Annotated in this window: 22 protein-coding genes; 20 read left to right on the top strand and 2 right to left on the bottom strand. The window is 58.6% G+C overall.

From position 1 onward, the window contains the following. Positions 1–182: 182 nt before the first annotated feature. From ACFSYH_RS02050 to ACFSYH_RS02030, 5 genes are read left to right on the top strand one after another with little or no spacing between them, the layout of a single operon-like run. Entirely contained in the window at positions 183–614 is a 432-nt protein-coding gene (locus ACFSYH_RS02050; protein ID WP_377464805.1) for a hypothetical protein, read from the top strand. 10 nt (positions 615–624) lie between these two features. After that, the gene (locus tag ACFSYH_RS02045; protein WP_377464804.1) at positions 625–1,527 is read left to right on the top strand and encodes a hypothetical protein; all 903 of its coding nucleotides are present in this window, start codon (positions 625–627) and stop codon (positions 1,525–1,527) included. A gap of 4 nt (positions 1,528–1,531) precedes the next feature. Then, a complete protein-coding gene (locus ACFSYH_RS02040) occupies positions 1,532–2,251 on the top strand; it encodes a hypothetical protein (RefSeq protein WP_377464803.1) in 720 nt (239 codons plus the stop codon). Then, on the top strand, positions 2,248–2,793 hold the full coding sequence (locus ACFSYH_RS02035) for a hypothetical protein (protein WP_377464802.1): 546 nt from the start codon (positions 2,248–2,250) through the stop codon (positions 2,791–2,793). The genes ACFSYH_RS02040 and ACFSYH_RS02035 overlap by 4 nt, the downstream gene beginning before the upstream one ends. A 39-nt stretch (positions 2,794–2,832) precedes the next feature. Further along, on the top strand, positions 2,833–3,123 hold the full coding sequence (locus ACFSYH_RS02030) for a hypothetical protein (protein ID WP_377464801.1): 291 nt from the start codon (positions 2,833–2,835) through the stop codon (positions 3,121–3,123). Between the two features lie 55 nt (positions 3,124–3,178). Here ACFSYH_RS02030 and ACFSYH_RS02025 read toward each other — a convergent pair whose 3' ends face one another. After that, positions 3,179–3,529, bottom strand: coding sequence for a hypothetical protein (locus ACFSYH_RS02025; RefSeq protein ID WP_377464800.1), 351 nt, complete (start codon positions 3,527–3,529; stop codon positions 3,179–3,181). Positions 3,530–3,679: 150 nt separating this feature from the next. Between ACFSYH_RS02025 and ACFSYH_RS02020 the strand changes: the two genes are divergently transcribed. From ACFSYH_RS02020 to ACFSYH_RS01995, 6 genes are all read left to right on the top strand, one after another. Further along, a complete protein-coding gene (locus ACFSYH_RS02020; RefSeq protein ID WP_377464799.1) occupies positions 3,680–4,285 on the top strand; it encodes a hypothetical protein in 606 nt (201 codons plus the stop codon). A gap of 712 nt (positions 4,286–4,997) precedes the next feature. After that, on the top strand, positions 4,998–5,507 hold the full coding sequence (locus ACFSYH_RS02015; protein WP_377464798.1) for a helix-turn-helix domain-containing protein: 510 nt from the start codon (positions 4,998–5,000) through the stop codon (positions 5,505–5,507). A 20-nt stretch (positions 5,508–5,527) separates the two neighbouring features. Continuing rightward, a complete protein-coding gene (locus tag ACFSYH_RS02010) occupies positions 5,528–5,776 on the top strand; it encodes a hypothetical protein (RefSeq protein WP_377464796.1) in 249 nt (82 codons plus the stop codon). A gap of 21 nt (positions 5,777–5,797) precedes the next feature. After that, positions 5,798–7,081 (top strand): PBSX family phage terminase large subunit, encoded by a 1,284-nt coding sequence (locus ACFSYH_RS02005; protein WP_377464795.1) that lies wholly within the window; start codon positions 5,798–5,800, stop codon positions 7,079–7,081. Positions 7,082–7,102: 21 nt separating this feature from the next. Beyond that, positions 7,103–8,623: a phage portal protein gene (locus ACFSYH_RS02000; RefSeq protein WP_377464794.1), complete on the top strand. Its 1,521-nt coding sequence runs from the start codon at positions 7,103–7,105 to the stop codon at positions 8,621–8,623. Positions 8,624–8,628: 5 nt separating this feature from the next. Beyond that, positions 8,629–10,152 carry a phage minor capsid protein gene (locus ACFSYH_RS01995; RefSeq protein ID WP_377464793.1) on the top strand — a complete coding sequence of 508 codons (1,524 nt, stop codon included), beginning with the start codon at positions 8,629–8,631 and terminating at the stop codon, positions 10,150–10,152. 195 nt (positions 10,153–10,347) lie between these two features. On the opposite strand, the gene ACFSYH_RS01990 is transcribed toward ACFSYH_RS01995, so the two are convergent. After that, a complete protein-coding gene (locus tag ACFSYH_RS01990; RefSeq protein ID WP_377464792.1) occupies positions 10,348–10,980 on the bottom strand; it encodes a hypothetical protein in 633 nt (210 codons plus the stop codon). A 130-nt stretch (positions 10,981–11,110) separates the two neighbouring features. Here ACFSYH_RS01990 and ACFSYH_RS01985 point away from each other — a divergent pair, with 130 nt between their 5' ends. From ACFSYH_RS01985 to ACFSYH_RS01945, 9 genes are all read left to right on the top strand, one after another. Then, positions 11,111–11,875, top strand: a complete 765-nt coding sequence (locus ACFSYH_RS01985) for a hypothetical protein (RefSeq protein WP_377464791.1) — start codon at positions 11,111–11,113, stop codon at positions 11,873–11,875. Positions 11,876–11,899: 24 nt separating this feature from the next. Further along, positions 11,900–12,778 carry a major capsid protein gene (locus ACFSYH_RS01980; RefSeq protein ID WP_377464790.1) on the top strand — a complete coding sequence of 293 codons (879 nt, stop codon included), beginning with the start codon at positions 11,900–11,902 and terminating at the stop codon, positions 12,776–12,778. 9 nt (positions 12,779–12,787) lie between these two features. Next, positions 12,788–13,012 (top strand): hypothetical protein, encoded by a 225-nt coding sequence (locus ACFSYH_RS01975; protein ID WP_377464789.1) that lies wholly within the window; start codon positions 12,788–12,790, stop codon positions 13,010–13,012. Positions 13,013–13,223: 211 nt separating this feature from the next. Then, positions 13,224–13,625 (top strand): hypothetical protein, encoded by a 402-nt coding sequence (locus ACFSYH_RS01970; RefSeq protein WP_377464788.1) that lies wholly within the window; start codon positions 13,224–13,226, stop codon positions 13,623–13,625. Next, a complete protein-coding gene (locus tag ACFSYH_RS01965; protein ID WP_377464786.1) occupies positions 13,622–13,939 on the top strand; it encodes a hypothetical protein in 318 nt (105 codons plus the stop codon). Before ACFSYH_RS01970 ends, ACFSYH_RS01965 begins: the two co-directional genes overlap by 4 nt. 9 nt (positions 13,940–13,948) lie before the next feature. Next, positions 13,949–14,284, top strand: coding sequence for a hypothetical protein (locus ACFSYH_RS01960; RefSeq protein ID WP_377464785.1), 336 nt, complete (start codon positions 13,949–13,951; stop codon positions 14,282–14,284). Further along, positions 14,281–14,700, top strand: coding sequence for a minor capsid protein (locus tag ACFSYH_RS01955; protein WP_377464784.1), 420 nt, complete (start codon positions 14,281–14,283; stop codon positions 14,698–14,700). The genes ACFSYH_RS01960 and ACFSYH_RS01955 overlap by 4 nt, the downstream gene beginning before the upstream one ends. Before the next feature lie 80 nt (positions 14,701–14,780). After that, positions 14,781–15,524 carry a phage tail tube protein gene (locus tag ACFSYH_RS01950; protein WP_377464783.1) on the top strand — a complete coding sequence of 248 codons (744 nt, stop codon included), beginning with the start codon at positions 14,781–14,783 and terminating at the stop codon, positions 15,522–15,524. A gap of 90 nt (positions 15,525–15,614) precedes the next feature. Beyond that, entirely contained in the window at positions 15,615–16,247 is a 633-nt protein-coding gene (locus ACFSYH_RS01945; protein ID WP_377464782.1) for a DUF7426 family protein, read from the top strand. Positions 16,248–16,303 lie beyond the last annotated feature (56 nt).

Below are 16,303 nucleotides of genomic sequence, written 5' to 3'. Positions count from 1 at the left end.
TGTCATGGATGTAACCGCAGGTCAGAGCAATGCCATGACAGGTATGACAGATATGACAGATTTTTACACCCTACGCGCACACGCGCCCGTGCATGCGCGCACATGCACACGCACAAAACCACAAGGTCGCAAAAACCTGTCATATCTGTCATTGCGTCATTTCGAGGAACCAGACCCCAACCATGAACACACTCTTCGACCACCCATCCACGCCATTCTGGCTCCAACTCATCGAAATCAAGTTGGGTGCCAACCCAGCACTCTCCACTCACCTACGCCCCACCCGCTGCCGCACCTGCCACGCCTGGACCCTCGAAGGCTACGACTCACACACCCTCGCCGCACACGTCCACATTCATCCAGCCCTGTGCACCACACACGACGAAACCGCCGCAATCATCTTGAACATCCCCACCTACAAGCTGACCGGCACACCCGGCAACTGGCAGCTCACACCCCGCTACCATCCCGGCCTCGGCGTCGAAGCCCCAACAGCAAACGCCGACACCACACCGGTAGTCCACGCACACCGATGCGGCCTACCAATCGCACAAAAACCACTCCCACAACCAGCCATCCGCACAACCGACTTCAACCAACCACCACCCTTCTAAGGAGCCCGACATGCCACGTATCGCCTACGAGGACTGGAACCCCTCGCAACAATCACTCAACATCGTCCAAATCGCTAGCGCTATCTGCGCCGAATACGCCCAACAGGGCTACGACCTCACCCTGCGCCAGCTCTACTACCAGTTCGTCGCCCGCGACTACCTACCAAACAACCAGCGCAGCTACAAAAACCTTGGCGCAGTCATCGACCGTGCTCGCAAAGCCGGGCTGCTCGACTGGGACTACATCACCGATCGCACCCGCAACCTCAGCGGCCTGTACACCTACACCGACCCATCAGACCTCATCGAGCAATCGGTCAACGACTACCACGTTGACCTTTGGCAACACCAAGACCAACGCATCGAGGTATGGGTCGAAAAAGAAGCACTCGCCGGAGTAATCGCCCGTTCCGCACTCAAGTTGGGTGTCAACTACTTCTCCTGCCGCGGCTACGTCTCCCAATCCGAACTCCACCAAGCCGCCCTACGCCACCGTGCATACGAAGACTCTGGACAGGAAGTCACGGTCATTCACCTCGGGGACCACGACCCGAGCGGTATCGACATGACCCGCGACATCGCGGATCGCCTAGCACTGTTCGGGGCCTCAACAACGGTCAAACGAATTGCCCTCAACCGCGACCAGATAGACGAGTTCAACCCGCCACCAAACCCTGCAAAACTCACCGATTCACGAGCACGTAACTACATCAACGAGTTCGGGAAATCCTCGTGGGAACTCGACGCACTCAACCCCGACACCCTGGCTGGTCTCATCGAAAACGAGATCCTCACACACATGGATGCTGACCTGTTCAACCTTCGCACCAGGTATCGAGAAGAGGGACGCAACGCCCTGCAGGCGGTCTCAGACAACTGGCACACAGTCAAAGACTTCGCGGAAGGAATCTAAGTCCATGTTCGAAATACTCGCTCTCGCAGCACTCCTCCACCTCGGCGGATCAGACGCCCCAACCCCATACACCGTCGATCCCTCAGGTATCACACTGCCCGCAGGCCGCACATTCGACGCCTACGACGTACAAGACGCCAACATTCGCACCACCACAGGCGACACCATCAACATCCACTTCGAACCAGGAAAATCCCACGCCCTCGCAGGATCCACCACCATCACGTGGACTCAGTTAGGCCTCCAGCCCGGTGACTGCATCGCCTGGATTCAACTCCACGGCTTCAACGAGCACTACGGCGAAGGCGGACAGGAACCCGTCTGCATCCCCACGCCCGAACCAGAACCGTGGGAACCACCCTACGAATGCCCCCTCAACGAAGACGGCATCCCGCTATCGCCTCGCGGTTGCGACTGGCCCATCGAAATCTGCAACTGGGACAACTGCACCGGCGTCGAACCACCCGAACCCGAAACAACCGAAACTCCCGAAGACTCCGACACCCCTGAAATCCCTGAACAACCCGTGATCGACATCCACACCCCACACACCACCGAACAACCTGTCCTCGAAGTCGCCACAGACACCATCACCATCCAAGAACCACCAACAAGCGAACTAGCCAACACCGGCACCACAACGAGCGCCCTCGCCATCCTCATGGCCGCCAGCATCACCACAGGACTCACCCTCACCACCCACAACCACAGGAGCCAGAAATGAAGATACTGGCCATCGACCCCGGCAACACCCACTCCGGCTGGGTCATCATCGACGCCAAAACCCACCAGCCACTCCAATTCGGCAAAAGCCCCAACCACGAAGTACTCAACCACTGCTACGGCGACCTCAACTGGGATCTCGCCGTCATCGAAATGATCGCCAGCTACGGCATGGCAGTCGGCCGAGAAGTCTTCGACACCTGCGTCTGGATCGGACGCTACCTCCAGGCCATCCACGACACCACAAAAGGCCTACCCACCCTCACCTACCGTCGCGAAGTAAAACTCCACCACTGCCACACCAGCAAAGCCAAAGACGCCAACATCACCCAAGCCCTCATCGACCGCTACGCCTACGGACAACCCAACCGCGGCAAAGGCACCAAAGCATCCCCCGGCTGGTTCCACGGCTTCCACGCCGACATCTGGCAAGCCTACGCACTCGCCACCCACCACGCCGACACCCTCAACGCACAGTTCACCGCGGACACTCTCGCGGACGTCCAGCCAGTTGTCCACGCGCAGGAGACGCGGACCGCCTAAGGGTGAGTCCGAATCAACAACGAATTGAAGGAGTAGACCATGAGCGCAGAGAAGTTTAACCGCCTGAAGGACCGTCTAATTGCGGCTACAGGGAGTCCCGGGCTCACGTCATACCACGACAATGCCGTGCATATGACGCTTGGGGAGTGGGAGCGGTTGATAACCCGCATCGAAGAACTCGAAGCCACAATCCAGCGGGTACAGCACCTACACAAGCCTGCTCCGCCGTATCTACTCAACGTCCCCGCAGTGTGCGCTGAATGCTCTGACGACGAGCACGAAGTGCCATACCCCTGCCCACCCATCCAAGCTCTCGGATATCCGTCGTGAATGTCCTGAGCACATACAGGTGATACAGACCGGGTAACAAACCGCGGTCTAGGAGTTATCGGAACAGTGAAGCCGCAAAAGCGCCGACGCTCATCACAGCAACGAGAAAGGAGCCTGCGACTAATGATGTCCACGCAGTGAGCAACCGGTCAGCACGCTGATAGGCGGCCAACTCCGCAGGTGACTCGTCAAGCATCTGGGCTACGAGCTTGCGTTGACGACGACGCTTGAAAAAACGCCATTCCGGATGCTCAGTAAGCAACTCGTCAATCATCCAGTAAGTGTCCGCATCTTGGGTTTCACGGAAATCTCGAGCAACGATCCGCCACTGCCCCCACGAACCGTACGCGACCATCCACGCACCCGCGCAACCTGAAATTCCAACAACGATGTCAAAAGCGTTCATGGCGTCAACGTACAGCCTGCATACGACACACGAAAAAGGCGGGCTGTGATGCGCCAACATCACAACCCGCCCCAGCGTCAATCCCCACAAGCGTGAACAACCGACACCTTTTCTCACTTTGGAATCTACCACGCCAGCAGGGAGCCAACCATGAAACAGCCCGCAACCGAAACCCTCTACCAAGCCGCGAAAGAACTGACCAACCTGTACCCGCGCCTGTCCGCGCTCGTCCTCGAAACCCACACCAACCCCATAGACCACGACACAAAAACACCGCACAAACGCGCCTACCTCGAACCCTGGAACACACCCGCCGGCGAACTCAAACACGACATCCACACCCAAGCCCGCCGCTACGAAACCGCCCTCAACATCGCCCTCTTCAACAAAGCCACCTATCGTGGCGCTAGTGACGAGCTCACAATCGCGGCGTTCAACCGCCTCGCAGTCCTCATCGACCACGCCCACGCTCAAAACCACGCATCCCTTGATGTCACCGACGCCGCTAAGCTACTCACTACGTGGCCACGCAAGATCAGGCTCGCCCTCGACGAACCACTCCCCGGTGAAGAACCCTGGACCAAAGCGCCCGGCAACCTGCTCTGCCCACACTGCGACAACCGTCTCGAACTCCAACCAGGATGGAAAGACCACCCAGACACCGCCGACGTAATCTGCCGCCACTGCAAGGATGACAATGGTGAATGGTTGAGGTGGAAGCCAGACACATGGGTAGGCATACTCCAAGACGCCTAGCGCGTTAACGCAGGTAGTGAGTACGATAAGCGCATGTTCAAGTCTTGGTATTGCTGGTTTCCTGTTTCGCCAGATGTATGTGTTGGTTGGCCGCGCACAACTGGTGACTGGACAGTCACGTGGGAATTCATTGCGGCACTCAGCGCTGCGATAGCGCTTTTCTTGGGGACCAACATCGCTAACATCATCGTTTACCAGAAGTATGGGAGCAGCCTGTTCAAAATCGTAATCCGATGGAAAAAAATTGGGTCCATTGGAGGTCGCCGTGAGAACAACGCCACCGTTTACTCGAATGGACGTGCTTTCCGGATTGTAAACAATCAAGATGCTGACCTATACGTCACCTTCACCATGAAACAAGGAGGCGAAACAAATACTCACGTTCGAGTCTTTCGGCATTCTGTTTGGGTTGTTGACTTGGATAAGGACAACTTTGTGATCACTGCTATTAGCCTCTACTCAGAAGGCGATGGTCCCGGTCGGAGAAAACTGGAGTTCACAATTTCGATTGACCCTGAGACTCGAAGGCCTCCCAAGGACGACTAGCTCTCGTGAGAGTGATGTGGTTTAATAGAAGCACTTGAACGCTGCCCGAAAACAGGCAGACGCAGAAAGCCACGATGACACTCTGTCTCGTGGCTTTTCTCATGCCCCAAAACACCCACGGCCAGGTGCCCACGGTAGACAACACACGCACTAGGCAGGTGACATCATGCCACCCGCCAACAAACGCTGGACCGACATCCACGACAGCGAACTCGCCACCCTCCACGCCGAAAATCTCGGCGTCCGCGCCATCGCCGAACGCATGGGCTTCGGCCGCACCACAATCTCCACAAACGCCAAACGCCTCGGACTCACCTTCGACCGCCGCCAAACCAGAGCAGCCACCGCAGCCATCCAAGCCGACGCAAAAGCCAAACGAGCCGCCCTCGAACTCAAACTCCTCGAAGACGCCGAACGCCTCCGCTCCCAACTCTGGCAACCACACACCTACATCGACCACGGCGGCAAAGACTACGTCAAAGTCACCTGGACTCAAGAAGAACCCTCTCCGTCGGACAAACTCAAACTCATGCAAGCCGCGTCCGCCGCCCTCGACCGGTCCATCAAGATCACGCAACTCGACTCTGATAACGGTGCAGCCGGAGCAATCAGCATGCTTGAAGGCCTCGCCAAGCAACTCGGCGTCACCGGGCCGCAAGACGACGAGACACCGTAACCCACAACCAAGGAAGCATCATGCAGACACCCAGCATCGGACGCATCGTCCACTACCACTCTTACGGCACGCCAAACGGCGAATACTTGCCAGAACCACGAGCCGCAATCATCACCGCAGTCTACGAAGACACTCCAGACCTCACCGACCCTGACGTGCTGCATGTAGGCCTCGCAGTACTCAACCCAACCGGGATGTTCTTCAACCAGCTCGTGCCGTACTCGGAGACCCCGAAGCCTGGACACTGGTCCTGGCCACCCCGCGTCTAGCACCATCCGCAGGAGGCCCTGATGACCGCCGCCACAGGGCTCTCCGAGAAGCAACTCACGTTCATGCGGGAATCCAACGCCCGCGTCAACATCCTCGAAGGCGCGATCCGTAGCGGAAAAACCATCGTCTCCCTGCTCAGATGGTTCATCTTCCTCGCCACCGCACCCTACGGCGGCGAACTGGTCATGGTCGGACGCACCCGTGACGCCCTGTTCCGCAACGTCATCAAACCCATGCAAGACCCAGCACTTTTCGGGCCACTCGCGGACCTCGTGATCTACACCAACGGCGCACCCACCGCTAACATCCTCGGCCGCACCGTCCACATCATCGGAGCCTCCGACGCGAAAGCCGAGAAGATCATTCGCGGTATGACCGTTGCGGGTGCGTACGTTGATGAGATCACCGTCATCCCAGAAGAGTTCTTCACACAGTTATTGGGGCGCATGTCCGTCAAGGGCGCCCAACTGTTCGGGTCCACAAACCCCGACAGCCCAGCACACTGGCTGAAAAAGAAGTTCCTGGACAAGATCGGCAAACGCAAGAACGGACGCCTCGTCCTTCCAGGCTGGAAACGCTGGTCATTCACCCTTGATGACAACCCGTCACTGTCTGAGGACTACAAAAACTCGATCAAGGCCGAGTTCACGGGCTTGTGGTACCGCCGCTTCATCCAAGGCCACTGGGTCGCTGCAGAAGGCTCCATCTACGATTCGTGGAACCCAGAACAACACGTCCTACCCGCCGACCAGTTGCCGCCCATCGCAGACCTTGTCGCTGTCGGCCTGGACTACGGAACCACCAACCCAACCCACGCCATCGCTCTGGCGATCACCGCAGAACCAGTGCCACGTCTCCTCGTCATCGATGAATGGCGGTACGTCGCGGGTGAAGGTGGAGCCCGCTGGACAGACGCCCAACTCTCCAAGGGCCTACGTGACTGGCTCCAAGAGCTACGAGCCACAACCCACCTGGAGCCACGCTGGATCTTCCTCGACCCAGCCGCAGCCAGTTTCCGGACACAACTCATCCACGACAAAGTCCGAGGCATCACCAACGCCGACAACACAGTCGGCTACGGCATCCGCACCATCGCATCACTCCTGTCTACAGGCCGTCTCATCATCTCGTCCTCATGCGAACACCTCATCGATGAGATTCCGGGCTATGCCTGGGACCCCAAAGCCACCGAGAAGGGCGAGGACAAGCCCATCAAGGTCGCAGATCATGGGCTCGACGGGCTTCGCTACGCCATCACCACGTCTGAACGCTACTGGCGCTCACAACTCGCACTCGCCGCATAACCACATAAGGAGGCACGACTCATGGCTGTTTGGCCTCCCAAACCCTTCGACCAGATGCTCGCCAACATCGAAGAACACGACCTGTGGTACGTCGGAGACCCTGACAAGCTTGCAGCCTACTACCAAGGCAGCAGGGCTTCGCACCGGGTGCGCCCATCCCAGCATGCCGGTGGCGTTGTCGGTGCGGTCGCACGCTTCTTTTGGGGACGGCCTACGCCCGCCGGTCAGCAGCGCACCCGCAAACACATTCCACTCGCCGCAGATATTGCCACCGCATCCGCAGACTTGCTGTTCTCTGAGCCGCCGCGCATCCTGCTCCCTAAAACGAGCGAGGACACCGAGCACCCAGCACAGGCGCGCCTGGAGGAGATCATCAACTCCCCTGCGGTCCATGCCGGCCTGTTGGAAGCCGCCGAGTATGCCAGCCCTCACGGTGGCGTGTACTTGCGGATTGTGTGGGACAAAGACGTGGCCGAGCATCCGTTTTGGACGGCTGTCGCTGCCGATGGTGCGATCCCGCGGTTCCGGTTCGGTCGCCTGCGTGAAGTCACCTTCTGGACGGTCATCAAAACTGAAGGCCAACAGGTTTGGCGACACCTTGAAACCCACACACCTGGTTTCATCCGCCACGAAGTGTTCGAAGGCTCCGCCACCGAACTCGGGCAGCCGCGCCCTCTCGCTGACTTCGACGCCACAGCGTGGGCCGTCGATCTCGTGGATGCTGATTCACGCATCGCAACCGGAACCGACCTGCTCACGGCAGCGTATGTACCGAACATGCTGCCGCAACGCAGATGGCGCAAAATCCTTGAACTCGCGCCACTCGGACGCTCCGACTACGACGGCATTCACGACCTGTTCGACGCCCTCGACGAGACATGGTCGTCATGGATGCGCGATATCCGTCTCGCCAAAGCCCGCGTGTTCGTCGATCAGAACTACCTCGAGAACAACGGCCCGGGCCAAGGCGCTTCCTTCGACGACGACCAAGAACTGTTCACCGCAATCCCACCAGGCGCAGGCTCCTACGCCAGCGACAAGCCACTCGACCTGAACCAGTTCGATATCCGCGTCGAAGAACACAATCAAACCATCCACGACATCACACGCCTCATCCTCCGCGCTGCCGGAATCTCGCCAGCCTCGTTTGGTGACGAAACCGTTGGTGAGCGCGGGCAAGAGACCGCGACGCAGGTCAAGTCCAAGCAGCAGCTCTCGAAGCGGACGCGGGACAAGAAGATCCGGTACTGGAAGGCTGCCCTCACACCCCTCATTCAAGCCCTTCTTGAGGTCGATAACGTTGTGTTTGGGCCAAACAAGTACGACGGCAAGCGCCCGGAAGTGCGGTTCACGGAAGACCCTCAAGTCGATATTCGTGAACTCGCCGAGACCGTGCAACTCCTGCACAACGCGAACGCGATCTCCACGGAGTTGAAGGTTCGGATGCTGCACCCTGACTGGGACAAAACCAAGGTCGATGAGGAAGTCGAGCGCATCCAGGCGGAAGCCGCGTTTGCAGATCCTTTCATTGATCGCGGATAACAACGATGAGTGCCGTTGACCGTGACCTCATCGAACAGGTGCTTGCGATCATCCGGGCTGCTGAGCTCGCGATCTTCCGCCGGATTTCCCAACGCCTGACACCTGTTGAGGAGAGCACGGATTGGGCGGTCGAGAAGCTCGCACAACTGGGCATATTGCAGCGTGAGATTACTAGCGAGTTGAACGCGATGAACGCCGACCTCGCAGTCGCAGTACGACAAGCGGTCACGGACGCCTACACTGCCGGTGGTGCAGCAATCAACCCGTCGGTGCCGCTCATTCCCTCACAGCCGGCAGCCCTCACCGCCTTGGCTCACGACATCGTCGGCAAAACCGTTGCACTCTCCCCTGTTGTGCTCCGCTCCACGGTGGACGCCTACCGGCAAGCAGCATCCGCACACCTCGGCAAACTGATCCTTAGTGTCCAGACCCGCCGTGAAACCTCCCAAGACATCCTCAACACCCTTCTAGGACAGGGTGTCACTGGTTTCACCGACAAAAGCGGACGCAACTGGCGGCTCGACTCCTACGTAGAGATGGCAACCCGTTCAGGACTAGGCAACGCCTACCTGAACGGACGCGTAGACACCCTCCAGGCAGGCGGCTACGACCTGGTCTACGTCATCCCCGGGCCGACAGCCTGCCCTAGCTGTGACATGTGGATCGGGAAGATACTGTCCCTGTCCGGTGACACACCTTCCACGGATGAGATACCCGTTGCGGCGTCGTTGGCTGAGGCGCGTTCATCCGGGCACCTGTTCGGCCCAAACTGCCGGTGTGTACTGGCTGCCTACCAGCACGGCCACACAGACCTGCCAACCGAACATGCGGACCCTGCCGGATATATCGCGGAGCAGAAGCAGCGGCGCTTAGAGCGGGCTGTGCGGGATGCGAAGCGTGAGGAAGCCCTCGCGCTGACTCCCGCAGCCAAGCGTGCCGCACATAGGGCAGTCATGGACAGACAAGCCGCAGTTCGTGCACATATCGCAGACAACCCGGTCCTCAAACGTCAGTACGCCCGCGAACAACTCGCGATCACACCTGAACGGCCTCGCGCCGTGGTGCCGCCCTACACCGATCGTGAAGCGTGGAAGAAACGCCAGCAGGCCATCACGAGCGTGGACTTCCACGGCGAAGTACTCGAACCCCACGAGGTCCGGTTTGTGGAACGTATGCAGGCTCGTGGAGAGCGTCTGACATGGATTCCACGACCACCCGCAACAACTGGCGGGTTTGCATCATCCAACGACTTCATTTGGGATTCACACGAAGCCTTGGTCATGGAACTCAAAGGCACTAAGCCCAAATACCAGTCAGTGAAGAACAACATCCGAACGGCAGTACTCAAAGCGCAAAAGCACTCAGTGGTGAAAGAGAACTTCATCATCGACATTGGCGATGAAACGCTACCGGACAAGGTCCGTGGCCAGTTGGCTGACTACAACCGCCTCGTGGAAACCGCTCAGATCAAGAGCCTGTGGGTGCTTTCCGAAGACGGCACGAAACTCGAGCAGATTACGCTCCGGTGACGCAACGATGGGACCCTCGGCCCGGATGTTCTACCGGCCTGTTATTTCAAGGCTGATCCAGGATTAGGTCCCATCTGCTCACCAGTCTACGCCGTAAGTCGTCGGCGCACCAGAGAACAAGACCTCCGGAAACGCTGTGCAGCGTACTTGGAGTCGAAGCTGCAATAGTTACCGCGAAAAGAGCAGCAAAGCGCACTAGTTTCGCTCCTTGATCGTTTTTTCCAAGGCTGTTGCAATCCGGTTGAGCGGAGAATTGTTTTCCCTGAGACCTTTAACCGCTCTTTCCACGTCAGCGAGTGATCCTTCTTTCGCGAAGACGGCCTCTTTAAAGTCCAGCGAACTGAGGTTGTATTCCACCGGTTTTTCAGGCCCGAAAGGTCCATCATAGGAGATCTTTATCTTATGTTGTGCCAGTTTTCCCTCGGCATACAACTCTGATCCGACACCTACAAACCACCTCATCTCTCGGCCCGGTGGCATCGAAGTTACACCACTGGAGAACAAGGGTATTTCGTCTGTGCCGTCATGCTGAGAGGCTCGTTTTGTTCGTCTCATTTGAGGCTCACACTCTACGCGGATGTTCTCAGCAATCGTTGGACCCTCGTTCTTGAGAACTAACTGAACTGCCTGCCCATTTTGCGGGTTGACACGGAAATCCACCCAGACAAACGGGCGCTGAGCGTCTTTCTGTATCTCTGCTTGAAGTCTTGTCTGTTCTCGTTGAATCTTGGTTTGCTGCTTCATTGATTTGACTTGCAGGAAAGCCGGGATTAGCCCACCTAGCGATATCGACGCAGCAACTACTGCCACCCATGCCGTGGCATCCATCTCTCACCTCCACCTTCGTACAGGTCCTCTTTGCGGCCTGCATAAACACACCCAACCACGACCCACTGACATTCAAACGCAGTGGGTCTTTTTGATACCCATCACCCGATAACGCCCAGGAGGCTGAATCATGCACCTCGCACAACCACACACGACCACGATCACTCCCGGCTACGAGCACCCACGCTGGTCTCGCATCCGCTTCAACGGCGCCGCGCCAGCCGCAGACGGCACCACCACACCACCTGCTGGCGGTACTGGCACAGAAGTACAACAGCCAACGCCGCCTGCGCCGTCTCCAGCGACTGTCGCCGCACAGCAGGCCAAGCAGGAAAGCAAGGATCTGTGGGACGATCCCGCGAAGGCAAAAGCCGAGATTGAACGTCTCCGCGCCGAGAACGCCAAAGACCGCACCACCGCGAAGCAGAACGCCGCTACTGAAGCGAAGAACGGTCTCATCCAAGAACTTGGCAAGGCGTTGGGTCTCGTCAAGGACGGCGACACCACGCCCACTCCTGAAGAGCTGACTGCACAGCTTGCGGAAAAGACCAGTGAAGCGACCGCGACGCAGCGTGAACTCGCCGTCTACCGCACAGCCGGACAGGTTCCCGGCGCGGACGTGAACGCACTCCTGGACTCACGTACCTTCCTTGACTCCATCAAGGACATCAAGCCAGACGACACCGCAGCTTTGAAGGCTGCTGTCGAGAAGGCGATCACAGACAATCCACGACTCAAGACCGCCCAGGCGGCGGGAAAGAGTGGTGGCGACCTGACCGGCGGGACCGGAGAAGGCACCGTCACGGCCGAGCAATTCAAGGCCATGACACCCACAGAGAAGAACACACTGTTCACCTCAAATCCAACCCTCTACCGCCAACTAGCCGGACGATAACCGGCAGATAGAAAGGGCAACCTCATGGCAACAACCCTGCGGGCCGACCTCTACGCCCCAGAAGTATGGGAAGACGTTGCACACGCGTCTTTCGAAGACAAAGCAATCATCGGCTCTTCCGATGCTGTCGTCGCAAACGACGAACTCGTTGGCGAACCCGGTGAAACCGTCACCTTCCCGAAGTGGATGGCGCTCTCCGAGATGGAAGACATCGCGGAAACTGACGCCATCGTTCCAGAAAAGCTCACACAGAGCTCATCCGAGGCGACCATCAAGGAAGCTGCAAAGGGTGTAGAAATCAGCGACAAGGCAAAGCTTGTCGGTTTTGGAAACGCTCAGGACGAAGCGATCACCCAGTTCGGTATCCTCTCAGCACGAAAGGTCGATAAGGACCTCATCAACGCGGCTGTCACCACCGTTGCAGGTGGCATCACTCGTGCAGACGGCGGTGCCGCCCAGGACTCCAAGCCATTCGAACACACCATCACAGGCGGCAAGATCACCTGGGATGGACTTGTGGACGGCATCGAGAAGTTCGGTGACGACTTCGAACCATCGGAGTTCTCCGGCTTGTACATCCGAGCTGAACAGCGTTCTCAGATCATGAAGGATGACACGTTCATCCGCGCATCCGAACTTGCTTCTGGTGGCGCAGGCACTGTTGTGCGGCGCGGATTCATTGGTGAGGTTGCTGGCCTGCCTGTGTACGTGACGAACCGTCTCGCGCTGGGCAAGTCCTTGATCTTGAAGAAGCGTGCCTTGGGTCTGCTCCACAAGCGCCGCCCCATCGTTGAGCAGGACCGCGACATCCTCGCTCGTACGACCGTGGTCACCACGAACATGCACTACGCGGTCAAGCGCCTCAACGACAAGGGTGTCCTTGTCGTCACCATCGAGGCGTGACCTGTGGGCATGTTGATGCGTCGGCACCACAAGAAGGCAGAGCCTGACACTTTGCCGGTCCCGACCAAATCGTCTTCCAAGAAAGAGTGGACAGCGTACGCGCTGGCTTCTGGTCTGAGTGAGGAAGACATCAAGGGCCTGAACAAGGACGAGTTGATTGCTCTGGTTCAGGATCGTGTTGGCGCTTCGGACGAGGAGTCGCCTGACACCACAGGTGAGAGTTTGCCTGAGTAAGTGCAGCCTCACCCCACAGTGACCACACACCTGTGGGGTGAGGACCACTACCTGATTCTTTGGGTGAGGGCGTCAACCAACGCCGCCACGCGAGGTCCACATTCCCGTTGGAAGGCCGTTCGGCTGGGCAAAACACACTTTGGCGGGACTCCTCCGGCTGCCATGAACGCGACCTGCGCCCTCACCCACACCCCTGCGACTTGGAGACACTATGCGCGCTTACGCCACAGCCAACGACCTCAACGGGCCACCCTGGAACGCAGGCGTTACAGACGGTGAAGCGGCCATGCTGATCATGCGGGCCACGCCCTTGCTCGAGGACCTCACTAAAACCGCCTGCTATGCCACCGACAGCGACGGATACCCCACAGATCCTTTCATCAAAGCCGCGTTCAATGATGCCGCGTGCGCCCAAGCAGCCTGGTTTCTCGATACCGGTGATGTGTCTGGAGCGTCTGGACGCTTCAATTCGCTTGGCCTCGGTAGTTTCCGGGCATCTGGTGGCGGTGTCGGCTCCGCAAACAACCAGTCCGCAGAACTCGACCGGTACGCACCCGAAGCCGTACTGATCTTGTTCAACGCTGGCCTGATCGGGAAGGCGCCCGGATCATGACCCAGCTACCACGCCTGCTCACCCCACACACGGTGCTCTTCCAAGAACACGGCGGCGAGAGCGCCTACGGGGACATCTACGAGCCTGAGCGAGCGTTGCAGTGGGTGAAGGTTGACGAGAAAACCCAACTGGTGCGCTCTGCGACCGGTGAGGAAGCCGTCTCGTCCGCGCAAGTGTACTGCCGCCCGAAACACGCCCCACTACCAGTGAAGTCACTTGTTACCCTGCCGTCCGGGCGCACCTCGAAGGTCATCCGTGTGGACCATCTCGATCATCGTCCAGCACCAGAGCATTATGTGCTCTACCTCGAATAGGAGACAGAAATGAGTGTCCAGTTTGAGTGGGATGACAGCGCGTTAACCGGCCTCATCAAAGCGGGCGAGCAGGGCCTGAATGCCGCTGGTGAGCACATCCTCGCAGAGTCCCTCAAGGTGGTCCCACGCGAGGAATCCACTTTGGCACGCTCCGGACAAGTCAGCCAAGACGGCCTAGACGTGGCCGTCTCCTACGACACCGTCTATGCAGCACGCCAGCACGAAGAACTCGACTGGCAACACCGCCCAGGACAACAAGCGAAGTACCTCGAGCAGCCACTCCAGCAGAACGCCGAGAAAGCCGTCCAGATCATCGGTGACACGATCAGCAAGGCACTGTCATGATTCCGGCCACCGACATCTATGAAGCCGTTGCGTTCGTCCTCGATGCCGCTGGAGCAGGTGTGTGGAAGCCTGACGGCGCATACGTAAAGACCGAGACCGGCATCGTCCTTAAGAAGATGCCCACCGCACCGGACAATGCCATCGTGCTCACACTCTATGGTCGCGACACGAATCCGAGTCCTGCGCTCACGCACGAAATCATCAACCTGCAAGTGCGTGTACGTACCGCTAAAGGCAGACCAGACAGCGTGGATACCCTCGCCGAACGCCTCACCGCCGCACTTGAAGGCGATCATCTGACCTGGTCTGGCATCACCATTACCAAATGTCATCGCATCTCCTACCTTCCATTGGGCTTCGATGCGAGCGACCGCCCGGAAATCTCCTTGAATTTCCAACTCATCCTTCCCCGCTAGACGCGAGGCAAGAACACACTCTCACCAGCCCACGCTCGAGGCCGGTGAAACCCATCCACCCATGAAAGGGCATGACAATCATGACCGTAACCACTGACCTCGGGCTGTCTTACGAGCTCGACATCGACATCAACCTTGCCGGAGCAGGCGTACGCCCTGAAATCTGGCAGCAGATCCGTTTCACCTCCGCAATCGCACCAGCGCACGCTGCCGTTATGGCTGATGCTCAAACCTACGACGACGAGGGCGCACAAAACCAAGCCAAGATCGGTGAAACCGGCTCGGTCGCGTTCACCATCCAGGCGCAACGCAACCCGGATGGCACGTTCCTGCCAGAAGTCCAAGCAATCTTGGACGCGGCGAAGCCTGGAACTCGCGGTAACGCTGCCCTCGTGGAGGTGCGCTACTACGACTCGAACGGCGCAGATTACGCCTTCCAGGGCGTGTTCTCCGTCGATGTGGCACGCCAGACCACCGGTAACCAGGAAATCGCGGGCTGGTCAATCACTCTCACTTCGAAGGGACCGATCCAGGTCATCGAGAACCCTGTGCTCTCTGGCGGTGGCACGCCAGCAGCTGCACCGATCATCACCTCTGCCACCCCATCTGGTGCTGGTGAGGGTGACCAAGTCAAGATCACTGGTTCCGGTTTCACCGGCGTCACCGCGGTCACCGTGGATGGAGATCCTGTTGAGCAGTACCTGACTGTTGGTGACAACGTCCTGGTCATCATCCTGCCTGAAGGTGACCCTGGCGATGTGCCGATCATCGTCACGAACGCGACCGGCCCATCACAGCCGTTCGACTACACCCGCACCCTGTAACCACCTCTCACCGGGTAGGGCGCCCACCGTGGGTGCCCTACCCCTCCCATTGGATTCACACTCACACCTCGCACACGAAAGGCCACGATCATGGCGTTCAAAGACCTCAAGCAGTACCTCGTCAAAGACCTCGAAATCCCGCTCGGCGGGAAAACCTACCTCGTGCCACCACCCACGAAGGAAAACGGGCTCATCCTCGCGTCCTTCATCGCTCTCGGTATCAACGCTGCCCGTGGCGCAGACAGCTCAGAAGAGGACATCGCCCGCGTCCAAGAGAACACCGACACCAACCTCGCCACCATCTCGCTTGGCGGCGAGGTTCACGCCCAAATGCTCGCTGACGGTGTTCCAGAGGCACACATCGACCAGGCCGCAATCTACGCCATGTACTACTGGACGATGGGCGAAGAATCCGCCGATGCCGCCTTCGAAACCCTGTACGCAGTTGTGGCGGATGGTGAGGTCCCAAAAGCCTTACTGCCCCTGAAGACTGGGCAGACTACGGCATTGGCGAACCTGACGAAAACGGCATCTACTCCCGGTACCGGGTCCCGCCCCGCGACATCCGACCACAAGCCCCCAACAAGCAAGAACGCAGCGGGTTCACGTGGCGTCAAGCAATCGAAAACTGGCCGTACGTCATCCAAGACCTCGCCCAGTACTACGGCGTCCACTGGAGCACAACAGCCCTCGACTGGCCAGCCATCCGAGACCTCGTCTTAGGCCTGCTGCACATTGAGTCCTCGCGAGTCCACCGGCTCGCCACCCACAAGTAAATA

Source organism: Populibacterium corticicola, from assembly GCF_042683685.1.
GTDB lineage: Bacteria > Actinomycetota > Actinomycetes > Actinomycetales > Cellulomonadaceae > Timonella > Timonella corticicola.
Note: the sequence above shows the minus strand (reverse complement) of the source record. Positions and strands in the feature narration are given on the sequence as shown.

Bases quoted from the DNA above. Each gene is read 5' to 3' on its own strand.
- ACFSYH_RS01980 (WP_377464790.1), top strand. From the start codon at position 11,900: ATGGCAACAACCCTGCGGGCCGACCTCTACGCCCCAGAAGTATGGGAA.
- ACFSYH_RS02025 (WP_377464800.1), bottom strand. From the start codon at position 3,529: ATGAACGCTTTTGACATCGTTGTTGGAATTTCAGGTTGCGCGGGTGCG.
- ACFSYH_RS01945 (WP_377464782.1), top strand. From the start codon at position 15,615: ATGGCGTTCAAAGACCTCAAGCAGTACCTCGTCAAAGACCTCGAAATC.
- ACFSYH_RS01990 (WP_377464792.1), bottom strand. From the start codon at position 10,980: ATGGATGCCACGGCATGGGTGGCAGTAGTTGCTGCGTCGATATCGCTA.
- ACFSYH_RS01970 (WP_377464788.1), top strand. From the start codon at position 13,224: ATGCGCGCTTACGCCACAGCCAACGACCTCAACGGGCCACCCTGGAAC.
- ACFSYH_RS02030 (WP_377464801.1), top strand. From the start codon at position 2,833: ATGAGCGCAGAGAAGTTTAACCGCCTGAAGGACCGTCTAATTGCGGCT.
- ACFSYH_RS02010 (WP_377464796.1), top strand. From the start codon at position 5,528: ATGCAGACACCCAGCATCGGACGCATCGTCCACTACCACTCTTACGGC.
- ACFSYH_RS02040 (WP_377464803.1), top strand. From the start codon at position 1,532: ATGTTCGAAATACTCGCTCTCGCAGCACTCCTCCACCTCGGCGGATCA.
- ACFSYH_RS02000 (WP_377464794.1), top strand. From the start codon at position 7,103: ATGGCTGTTTGGCCTCCCAAACCCTTCGACCAGATGCTCGCCAACATC.
- ACFSYH_RS02020 (WP_377464799.1), top strand. From the start codon at position 3,680: ATGAAACAGCCCGCAACCGAAACCCTCTACCAAGCCGCGAAAGAACTG.
- ACFSYH_RS02035 (WP_377464802.1), top strand. From the start codon at position 2,248: ATGAAGATACTGGCCATCGACCCCGGCAACACCCACTCCGGCTGGGTC.
- ACFSYH_RS01985 (WP_377464791.1), top strand. From the start codon at position 11,111: ATGCACCTCGCACAACCACACACGACCACGATCACTCCCGGCTACGAG.
- ACFSYH_RS02005 (WP_377464795.1), top strand. From the start codon at position 5,798: ATGACCGCCGCCACAGGGCTCTCCGAGAAGCAACTCACGTTCATGCGG.
- ACFSYH_RS01955 (WP_377464784.1), top strand. From the start codon at position 14,281: ATGATTCCGGCCACCGACATCTATGAAGCCGTTGCGTTCGTCCTCGAT.
- ACFSYH_RS01950 (WP_377464783.1), top strand. From the start codon at position 14,781: ATGACCGTAACCACTGACCTCGGGCTGTCTTACGAGCTCGACATCGAC.
- ACFSYH_RS01975 (WP_377464789.1), top strand. From the start codon at position 12,788: ATGTTGATGCGTCGGCACCACAAGAAGGCAGAGCCTGACACTTTGCCG.
- ACFSYH_RS02050 (WP_377464805.1), top strand. From the start codon at position 183: ATGAACACACTCTTCGACCACCCATCCACGCCATTCTGGCTCCAACTC.
- ACFSYH_RS02045 (WP_377464804.1), top strand. From the start codon at position 625: ATGCCACGTATCGCCTACGAGGACTGGAACCCCTCGCAACAATCACTC.
- ACFSYH_RS01965 (WP_377464786.1), top strand. From the start codon at position 13,622: ATGACCCAGCTACCACGCCTGCTCACCCCACACACGGTGCTCTTCCAA.
- ACFSYH_RS01995 (WP_377464793.1), top strand. From the start codon at position 8,629: ATGAGTGCCGTTGACCGTGACCTCATCGAACAGGTGCTTGCGATCATC.
- ACFSYH_RS01960 (WP_377464785.1), top strand. From the start codon at position 13,949: ATGAGTGTCCAGTTTGAGTGGGATGACAGCGCGTTAACCGGCCTCATC.
- ACFSYH_RS02015 (WP_377464798.1), top strand. From the start codon at position 4,998: ATGCCACCCGCCAACAAACGCTGGACCGACATCCACGACAGCGAACTC.